Consider the following 10,797-nt stretch of genomic DNA (forward strand, 5'->3'; position numbering starts at 1 on the left):
AGAACAGAAATCCGCCTAAGGCCGGTAAAGCCAGTTCCGGGCTGCCCGCCACGCTCGAAAGTTGTTCCGTCACCAGCCGCAGCACATGATACAGGTCAGCATGCCGCAGCCCGCGGCTGCGTTCGGCCAGTCGGCGCAGGCGTTGGGTGGAATAATAATCCCGGTAGCGCTGTTGGGCGGTGAGATCGGAATCCGGCGAAAAGAGCAGTTCGCGGTCTTCGGCCACGAACAGGAAGATCAGCCGGTAGACCAGCCGCAAAAGTTGACGATAATAATCCTGCCTGGATAGCGCCCCTTGGCGGAGCTTCGCGCGCAGTTCCTGGTTGGCTGCTGCTCCCAAAAATCCACTGCCCAACGCGGAGATCGCATCCTCCACCCCCGCTCGAAGTTGATCCAGCGCTCGAGTACCTTGTTCCTGCGCCTGACGGGACCACTGCTCCAGCCAGAAGTTTTCAGGTTTTTCTCCCTCGACGCGGGATTGGTGGCACAGCAGCCACAGCAGTACAAAATCGGCGTAGACCTCGCCCTCCATCATGGCCTGCAGGTCAAACTCGACGTAGGCCTGGCGCGTCAGGCTGACGTTATCGCGCAGCACCCGCAGTTGCAGCCCGTTAGAGAGAAAAGCCCACAGATGCTCTTCGGAGCGGTTCAAGAACTCCTGCACCATGCTGTGCGGGCTGGTGGTGGCGGCCCCGGCCACGCCGGGTGTACGCTTGCCAAGGTCGATATTGAAACCCAGCAGGTGAATCGGCGCTTTGCCCCAGCCATGCGAAATCGGGTACGATTTGCCATCCAGGTTGAAAGCCGTGCTGGTCTGCAGACGTCCGTAACCTAACTCCTGGAAGAGCGGCAGCAGCCAGCGATTGCGCGTCTCGGTGGTGCCCGGCTGTCCTTCGAAGACCTTTTCTTGAGAAGTCTTGAAATTCTCCCAGGCCCCGATCAGCCGGTTCCACGAACGGTTGGTGGCCTCGTTGAGCTTCTCCCCGGCCAGCAGGTGATAGTCGCTGGGTTGCAGGCCATCAAGATTCGTCGCCCCCTCAGAGATACGCTGCAACAAATCGGGCGGCAGAATCGCCCCCTCGGTGCGGATGGTGGTAAAGGTGTTTCGTCGGCGGGTTTGCATAATGAGCCTTAAAAATCGTTCAACGATAAAAGCAATTTCATGCTATACTCTAGTAGCCAGTGGACAAAATTCGGCTCCATGCCGTGTAATTGTCTGGCTGCGGTCAGTTCAATTCTATATCCCTGGCAAGTCATTATCCAAAGCCGCTAATGTTAGCGGCTTTTTTTGTGTGTAATAGCGGCCATAGGCACTCTTACGCGTATCATCCAGGTCATAAACCATATGGAAAGCAGGCCAGAGTAAATCTACATAGCGGTCTTCGCGGCGTTCGTAGAAACGCTGCAAGGCCCACAAGAAATAATCAACGGCTTGCAGGCCAACACAGTCAGACGGCGGTTGTGGATAAACCGTCATCGGAACGTTATTCCGAATACCCCATTGGGTTGCAAACCGTGTCCGGGTACGCTCCAAAGATTCCATCAAGGCCGCTGTACGATCCTCTTTGCCTCGTTTGGAAAAATAAAGCTCGTATCCATCATCTTTGTGCAGCAAATTCTTGAAGAGCCGCCTGATCATATAATCATATAGCTCGTTCGGATGGTAACGGTAACCCGCATCATTTTTATTACGCTGCCGCACATATTCGATCACGCTCAATTTATCGCGCACAACCGCAAAAAAGCGTAGCTCATACTTCATCAGCAAAGCAAAAACTTCCCGTCGTACCTCGGGCACATCATCTTTGGCGTGAAAAGCCAATGCCGTTTTCTTTGCCTCCGGTTGCATGGAAGGCACTTTTTTGAAATAGGGGTCAGCCAATAAATTCCCCCGCAAGAGATTCATCTCAGCGCTCAAAGTATTGGGATCAGCAATATCCAGCACACCCAGGATGAAATAGCGCGAACAACCCGGCTTTCCGACCATTATGCCTCCCCGCTTGCCAAATATGATCGCGTCACCGGCCTCATCAACAAAATATTTGCGTATCATGGGGGATTTATTCATGAGCTAACCTTTGGCAAAAACACATAAATTCCTAATACATCCACCGGCAGCTTCGGTTCAACCCGGTAGCGCCCGGTGTGCCTGGCCGCATCGCGCACGCGCCGGTGTGATTGGAGTAAGGTTTCAGCCCGTTCCAGGGCAACCGCTTCCAGGTGGGGCTGCAACACACTCAATCCAGCGATCATCTGGCTGATAAACTGCGTCGCCTGTTGCGGGAAAATATTGTCATCCGGCTCGGCACTCAGCAAGGCTTCGGCTGAGGCGGTATCCAGCCAATCCGCCGCTTCCGCAGAACCGCGAAAAGCCACCGGAAGCACTTCTTCCGCTAATAGGGTGGTTTCTTCACTACCGCGGCTGGTTTTGAGATGGTAGCGCAGGCGCAGCAGAAGCAAAGTGGTACGCATTTCCACCTGGCGGGTGCGGATGGCGCCACAGCGTTTGGCGATGCTGTCATCGGCGCCATCCAGAGCGGTATCCATGACATAGGTTGCCAAATTCTCTACCAGAGGGTGGGTGCGGGTTAAATAGATTTCTTTATCTTTTAACGGCAGGGCAAAAGTAGCCTCAAAGCGGTCTTTGTCCAGATCCAACACATCCTTCAATGCCCTGGGAGCCTCTGCTAAATCCACTTTGATAAGATCATCCCCCAGGACGACAGCATGGGCGGTTTTTAAGGATTGGCGGACAAACTCAGAAACATCCACCCTCAGGCCAACGGCATCGCGGGCGGCCTCCAGTTCTCTGGAAACATCATCAACTTTGATACCTTCCTGTGCGAACATCGTCCGGGAGCGGCGCTCGCGCTCGGTAGCCGAATCCCATTGGGCGTACAAATCTTCTTTCTTGGGCTTCATGAATTCCTCGAAGCCGGGGAGATAGTGCTCAATCACCCCACCGGAGCGCTCACGCAACAGCAGTCCCTCAAAGATTGCTTCCACAATATCATCGGTGTTGACCGGCACTGGCACTGAAATCCCCAATGAAGTGCGGATACTGCGGTGCTTGCGCAGCAGAACATCCAGCACTACGCCGTCGATCTGGTTGTCGATCCCGTAATACGTCACCACGCGCACTTCATTTTTCACTTGTCCAAAGCGATCCACTCGTCCATCGCGCTGCTCGTGACGGGTGGGGTTCCAGGAAAGGTCATAGTGAATCACCGCATCAAAACCATCTTGCAGGTTGATGCCCTCGGATAAACAATCGGTAGCGACCAAGACATGCTTTTTGGCTTCTGCCAATTGCTGGACGCGCAATTCTCGTTCGGCAGGTGGCATCGTGCCGGTGACAGCCATCACTTCCACGCCCCGCAAGGCACTGCGCAAATGCTCAGCTACATACTCTGCCGTCGAGATAAAGCGGCAGAAAAGGATCGGCCGGTAGCCATCGCCAACCAGGTCTTTGACAATCTCGATGGCCTGAGCTAACTTGGCATCGGATTTGCCCGCCAGTTTATCCGCTTCACGGGCCATATCCAGCAAGCGCCTGTGAGTGCGTTCCTTTCCTTCCCCATCCTCCAATTCGCTGGCATCGCTGCCTGGGATGATGTCCAGGCCTTCGGTCGAGTCGGCATCACTCAGGTCAAAGACTGTCCTGCGTCCAATCTCATCCACACTTTGCACAGAGTCTGATTCGATTTCCAGCGTGGCTGCCCTGGCTCGTAAGGTTGCCGCTGCTGCTGCCGGGCTGGATGCCATCGCGCGTAATAATGCCAGGGCCGACCACCAGCGCACGCGTTGATGAAATTGCCCGCCTGTTTGATCTTTGACGGTCTCGCGGGCGTAGTCCAGCACCCGATTGAAAAGGCGCTTATATTCCGCAGAAAGGGTATAGGTTGTTTCGGCGTCTTTACGCTCTGCAAAATGCGTATTTGCGCCGAGATAGTTCCGAATATCCGCCCGGCGGCGCTGCACAAAGTGCTGCGCAAGCCAACGCCGGTGCCGGACATTTTCTGCCCCGCTGATATTTTCCGGTAATTCTTTGAAGCCAGAGTCTAAGAAGCCTAATAGGGAGCGGAAGGCATCTTCCTTACCGCTGTGCGGTGTGGCTGTCACCAGGATCATATGGCGAGATGGGTTTCCCGCTAGCCCTGAAACCAACTCATGTCGCTGATGACGGCCTTTGCCAGTCGCACCGCCAAAAGCGCAGGTATGCGCTTCATCCACAATTACTAACCCCGGACAAGTGCGGATAAATTCGTCCCGCCGCCGGTCGGATTTGATGAAATCCGTTGATACGATCACAAAGGGATAAATGTCGAAAAGAGATTGATCCAGGCGGGTATTCCGTTCCAGACGCGATACCGTACTCGGCAATACCAATTCGGCATCGATATGGAATTTGTTCCGCAGTTCGTCCTGCCATTGCTCGGCCAATTGTGGCGGGCACAGCACAGCCAGGCGCTCGATTTCGCCTCGATCCAGCATTTCGCGCGCCACCAACCCGGCTTCGATCGTCTTGCCGATGCCGACATCATCGGCGATCAACAGGCGCACTGGCTCCAGCTTGAGCGCCATCAGGAGCGGCACTAGCTGGTAGGGCCGGGGGTCAACCGCCAAGCGGGCAAAGGACCGGAACGGCCCGGCGCTGTTGCGAAATCCCAGCCGCACCGCATCTCTGAGTAACCGCGCCGACCGGAAATCGCCGACCTTTGTAGGATCAGGCAGACCAAACTGGGCTGGTTTCACGTTCTCCAGCGCCAGGTGGATGCCGGTAATTTCCTCGTCGATTCCACCTAAGGGTTTGACCAACAGGAATACATCATCCGAACCGGGCAACACTACCCACTCTCGATTGCGAGCTGCTACCAAAGAACCAATAGCATAATTCACAAATTACTCCTCATTTCATTGTCCATGTCCAAAGAGATACCCATGTTCTATAAATATCGCATCCCAGTCATTCAAGATTCCAAATCGGATGACAGAATAGCCCATATTCTCCAGGCAGTTTTGTTGATCTCGATCACGGTGTTGGCGATTTTCGTCCAGGTGATGATAGCCATCCACATAAATCACAGCGTAATCATCTTCGTATACAAAATCGGGGCGTGTGCTACATTCCCCAATTAGATGCTGCGCTTTGGAGGGTAGGCGGTAATGTTTGGATTGCGCGTACGAAAGCCATTTCTCTTCCAATTCGGACTGGCACAGATTGCGCAAGTGTTGGTAGTGGTCATCCCGAACTACATTCCCAGGGGACGTTTTGACAATGGCATCGCGATATTCCATCAGCAATTCACGGATCACCTTCCGGTCCAACAGACGGTGATCCCGCTGATTATAGTAGCTCAGCAAGCAGTCATAACAGGCGGCTTCGCATTCTTCTTCGGCGTGTTGTGCTTTTTGTTGGTCGATTCCGGTTTCAGGATCAAAATGACAAATTTCCAGGGCTGTTCTTGCTATAGCAATAAATGCAGTCGGATCTTTAATGAGCTGCCGCAGCACACCGGCGCCGCCTTCTGCCGCTTCATAGAACAGAATGACCCTGCGCTCGTCACCCGAAGGAAGTGCTTCAGCGGCCAGTTCACTGTCCTCCAATTGGTAGACAACCTGGATCGCTTTTTTGATAGCCGCGGTCAACGATGCCATTTGTTCCACTTCGAGCGCCTCAGCAGGTTCAAAAAGCAGGGAATTCTTGTGATCTTCAACATACGGGATGACCCGTTTGGTCCTGTTCCCCATGGGATCTTCGGCGTCGTCTTCCAGGGCGGTATTATTTTTCCAATACCCTTGTTCCAAATCCAGCACGAAACCCGGTTGCGATTGCTCCTGGCGGTGACGCCACCCCAGGTTGATGCGCCAGATGGTTGCGGCATCGCCGTAGGCTAGTTTTGCTAGCGGAATGCCGCCATCCGCCGATACGATCTCAGCCTGCTGGATTTGCATTTCACCGTTATCGTGATGGAAGCGCATGGCTGTCTGGATTTCATAGCCTAAGCGGAAACGCTCTTCCTCATCGGAGTTTATGCGGTCTCTGCGTTTGGTGGATACATTTTGCATCCGATATAACGACGATAAATAATTCGTAAGCGGCTCTTTGCAGCGCTCGCAAAGGTCCAGGCCATCACCAGTGATAATCGGATGCAAATAGCCGCACGCCGGGCACATTTTGACGCGCTCGGTCGCCAACAATTCATCATCCGATTCCTTGTCTGAAATCTGCATGATGACGCGGTTGATAACATACCGTGAGCCTTCATGGTAGACAATCGAACGCGGCCCAAATTCGGAGATTGCCATGAAACGCGGGCGGGATAAATACTCTCCTTCGTCCGTGCGTACCCTGCGAGCAGGAATATAGGCCGATAACGGCAGCCGCGGAAAGTTATACCCGGGCAAGAAGCCTTCGCTGGCAAAATAGCGATAGCTGTAAAAATCGGACTGGGCGATATTTTTGCTATCCAATAATAGCTCAATCTGGCTTTCCGCCTCGCGCCGCAGCCTGCGCGCCCGATCCCGATCCAATGCTGGCCGTGAGGCATCCGAAATAATTCGTTCCTGTTGCTGTTTTTGTTTCAAGGCTGCACGATATAAATCGCGCCAACGTTCGCAGGCTGCCTGAAAACGTTCGGGGATCTGGATCAGCACTTTATTGAGCCAATCTTGCGAATACCAATCGGTATCGGATAGGTTAGCTTCCAAATTCGATATCATGCCAGCGGAACGCTGGCGGGTGCGCGAAATCGCGCTGGCGTCTGCTAAAGCATCCTTTATCTCAGCAATTAAATCCAGTGAGGGGGGATCACCTGCCAATTCCAGAATATCTTTTAACGATTGGCCCAATTTTTGATGGGTTTCCGCTAACCAAATGGCATGGATGTGCGCCTGAAGAAGATCATCATTGGCAAGTTCGATTCGCGGCGGCTGAACTACGCCTGCCACCATGCGCGCTTGCCGTTTGAAGAAATATTGATCGTGTGGGCTACCTTTGGCGCAATAGGTAAAGACTAAAGCGGGTTGTCCGCTGCGCCCGGCGCGCCCGGAACGTTGCGCATAATTAGCAGGTGTGGGGGGCACATTGCGCATATTGACAACATTCAACTGGGAAATATCAATACCCAACTCCATCGTGGGTGAACAATACATGATGGGGAGTTTCCCGGCGCGAAATTCATTCTCCCGAAGTTCCCTTTTATCATAGGGGACCTGGGCGGTATGTTCCCGAGCGCGTAAACCTTTCAGGTCATCCAACACACTCTTGTAAAAGCGCACAAAAAACGGGTTGGCATTGCCTCCGCTTTCAGGTAATTGGGGCATTCGAATGGGATCATGAAACGGGGTCGAGCCATCACTGGCTTTCCAAATAATAGCGGCTGCTTTGAGTTGAAATCCCCCTACATCATCTTCGGTAGCGGGTTGATCCACTTTTTCGACAATCCCCGCAATCCGCAGCGCATCCAAAAGATCTCGAATAATCTGCTCCCGGTTCACCAGATCCAATTTTTGATTATAGGCATCAAAAGTCCCCGGTCGATTTAAGAACAACCCGAATCCACCGCGGGCCGATAAATACACGTTGCCGCCATAGTCGCTGGCCTTTCGGCTGCGCGGGTACAAAATGGCTGCCGATTCGGGTTTTTCATTTTCGTCGATCGCCCAGGGAGAAATTAATCGCTGTTGACTGCGTTGTTGAATTCGCTCCAGTGCGTTCCTGTCCAGGTAGCTTACCTGGATGGCAAGTTCCCTGCGCATATAATCCAGCAAAGTCTGGGCAACCTTTTGACGGGTTGTCGCACTGGCAGTTGTGAGGGCCGGGTGCTTGTTTTCCCAGACATCATCCGCAGCACAAACATCTTCGAGTGACAAATACTGGATCTGCAGCAGCCCGCATTGTTCAAGGTTCGGCGTCATCACGCGCCAGCCGCGGCGCAAATCGCGATACAAGCGTAGTCCCAGTACATCGCGCAGCGCCTCATCGGTTTCTTCACGCGCCATGAAGCGAACATCAGGATCAGACGCGTAAGCTTCGATGGGCAGGTCCAATGTGCTCGCGACGGCCTGCGTTAGCTGATCATGCCGGAGGCCGGTATCTCCACAATTCTCTACCGCCTGGCATAGAGCAGCCCGAATCAAGCTGGTCTCGATGAAATCATTGAAGTGTCCCGCTTGAAGAGCTGCATCCTGGCGGTTATCAGTAAAACTAAGCAGTTTGCGTGCTTTGGGTTCCAGATAGCCTTCATGCTGCAATTGGCGGATCGTCGCCAGGCTGAGAATCGTTGTGGAAGTGCTTCTGCCTCCGGCGCTTAGGGTTGTTAATTTGGCATAATCAGATTTCGCGCGACTACTATACGCCGCCCCACATTCAAGGCAAAAAGTAAACGGCGCATGCATCAAAACTACAGATTGACCATCGCTGGATTCTTTGCCATCTGTGCCGATCCGAATATATTTGGGCAATTTTTTCTTACGACTTTTCAGAACGCGCGTTTCGCCCCGATGGATTTCCAACCAGTCATCCGGCAGACGATCCATAATTTCATCTTCGGCGCGCGGCCAGGGGTTGTCAGTGTTTAGATATAAATAGGCCGGTTGGCTTTCATCATCCCGGAGGTAATTGGTATATTCGCGAGGTAAGAATTCACGTTCATCCTCACCAAAGGCTCGCACGCTGTAATATTCTTGTCCACATTCGCGGCAAAATACCACTGGTAGCATGATTTTTGAGCGATCTCCAGGTTTGAATTGTTGATAATTCACAGAGATATGCCGCTCAATTGGATTTTCTAACGTCGCGTAAACGGTATCACCGGGGCTGATGAATTGGTGCAGCCGAAAAGCGAAAAGCGGGAAATCAGTACTGGGATTGATGATCCGATACCCGGCTGAAAGACAATCCATGATGAGATTTTCACAATCTTCGACGGGCAAGGATGTTATTTGGGCTAAGTCTTGCGCAGCCCCTTGTTTGCCTGTAATGCTTCTTGGAATCGCTCGGATTAGACGACCATTTTCTAGTTCTTGAGAGATACCGAAGGTTGATTCCACCCAGATTGCCAGGGGGTCATCGACGAACTCTTCAAATCGTTTTGGGAATTCATAGGACGGCTTGATTTGCTGGCGTAAGATCGCGCTAAACTCAGCGCTCCCAATTGGCGCGTCCACTGTGGTGCGTGTAAGAGTCTCTCCTATGATGTGCTCAGGATGAAATCGATCGCCAAAAAATAAAGAAGCTAATTCCGATATCGCTGCTTGCTGATCATCAAACGTTGTCCCACTCGATAAGGTGGCGGATGTGCCAATGCACTGCATGGATGGAGATTCGACGGCATCACGCAATCGGCGCATCAACATGGCAACATCTGCGCCCTGACGGCCCCGATAAGTATGCAATTCATCTAATACTAAAAATTGGAGTCCTTTCGCAGATCGAATAATACTGCCTCGATCTTCAGGGCGGGTCAGGAGCAATTCCAGCATAACATAATTAGTCAACAATATATCGGGAGGGTTGGCTCGAATGGCGTTGCGCTGCTCATCAGATTCCTGGCCAGTAAATCGAGCAAACCGCACAGGACCGATATTGTCCGGATAGCCAAGATTGATATATTTTTCCAATTCACCTAATTGGCTATTGGCCAGGGCATTCATCGGGTAGACAATAATCGCCTTAATGCCTTTGCCGCTACCTTGTTTCAAAATATGATCGACAATCGGAATAATATAGGCCAGTGATTTCCCCGATCCGGTGCCTGTCGTCAATATATAATTGTGTTGCCTGGCTGCTATTCGAACTGCTTCGTCCTGGTGTTTGTGTAAACGTAGGGTTTTTTCTTTAGCTGTGCCTTTGTTGATCCGAAATATTTTCGAACATTCCGGATGCAATATGCCCTCTGCAACAAATTCATCAATCGAGTGCCCAGGCATAAAAGATGGATTCAATTGAATCAGAGGATCAGGCCATAGTATCCCCTCTGAAATGCTTTTATCAATATATTCTCGGATGCGCTGATCCCGAATCGTGATGAAGCTGGATATATAGTCAGCGTATTCACTCACTAAGGCATTACGAAGATTAAATACATCCATATGTTGGTACCTCGCTAGAGATGCCCCTTGGTATTTTTACAAATTGATATTGTCCAAGCTTGCGAATGCGCATTTTTCTTCTAATCCCCTTGCGTCTTATGAACCCCTTCGGTAGAATACATTCGCCGAGGCGTCCTATAACGCTGAGGCCACTCCTCGCGGGCAGCAATCCTGGCGAGGTTTATTCTTCTTCAAAAGTATATCACGGGGTTATCGCACTCAGTTCGTTTGATGACATTTTGTCATGATTGGAACTAGCAATTTACCATCAATTAGCCTACTTCTGCCGCGTTTGCCCGCGAATATAGAACTGCCCGACCACGCTTCCCCACCTGGACAATTTCGTCAATCTCCCGCAGGCAGTACACCATCTTTTGTGCCAGACGACGCGGGGCATTCAGGGCTTTTGCCAAATCCAGGGTGGTGAATTCGTCGGGTAATTCCGCGGGCAGCAAGGCACTCAGGTCCGATGGTTGTTCATAGACATACTGCGCTACCACTTCCAAAAGCCGCCGTTCGACCGTCACCCAGCCTGCATTGCGTCTGCGTTTTTTGCTCGCAAAGCGGCGCACATCTTCTTCGTGGATCAGCACCACTTCCAGGGAGAAGTTATCTTCCAACAGCAACCGAGGAAAACTCACCAGTTTACTGAATACCGCTTCTAAACGCCCGCGTTTGGGCGACTTGCGCCGCTGGGGTTGC

At 52.1% G+C, this 10,797-nt stretch carries 5 protein-coding genes; all 5 read right to left on the reverse strand.

From position 1 onward, the window contains the following. The coding region (locus tag HN413_16160) for a hypothetical protein (protein ID MBT3391934.1) at positions 1–1,123 on the reverse strand (1,123 nt) is incomplete at its 3' end. Between the two features lie 114 nt (positions 1,124–1,237). After that, positions 1,238–2,068: a DUF3800 domain-containing protein gene (locus HN413_16165; GenBank protein ID MBT3391935.1), complete on the reverse strand. Its 831-nt coding sequence runs from the start codon at positions 2,066–2,068 to the stop codon at positions 1,238–1,240. Next, the gene (locus HN413_16170) at positions 2,065–4,899 is read right to left on the reverse strand and encodes a DEAD/DEAH box helicase (GenBank protein MBT3391936.1); all 2,835 of its coding nucleotides are present in this window, start codon (positions 4,897–4,899) and stop codon (positions 2,065–2,067) included. The genes HN413_16165 and HN413_16170 overlap by 4 nt, the downstream gene beginning before the upstream one ends. Before the next feature lie 15 nt (positions 4,900–4,914). Beyond that, a complete protein-coding gene (locus HN413_16175) occupies positions 4,915–10,095 on the reverse strand; it encodes a DEAD/DEAH box helicase (protein MBT3391937.1) in 5,181 nt (1,726 codons plus the stop codon). Positions 10,096–10,367: 272 nt separating this feature from the next. After that, a partial coding sequence (locus HN413_16180) for a hypothetical protein (GenBank protein ID MBT3391938.1) occupies positions 10,368–10,797 on the reverse strand: 430 nt, incomplete at its 5' end.

It is taken from the genome of Chloroflexota bacterium (genome assembly GCA_018648225.1).
Classification (GTDB): Bacteria; Chloroflexota; Anaerolineae; order Anaerolineales; family UBA11858; genus NIOZ-UU35.

Bases quoted from the DNA above. Each gene is read 5' to 3' on its own strand.
- HN413_16175 (MBT3391937.1), bottom strand. From the start codon at position 10,095: ATGGATGTATTTAATCTTCGTAATGCCTTAGTGAGTGAATACGCTGAC.
- HN413_16165 (MBT3391935.1), bottom strand. From the start codon at position 2,068: ATGAATAAATCCCCCATGATACGCAAATATTTTGTTGATGAGGCCGGT.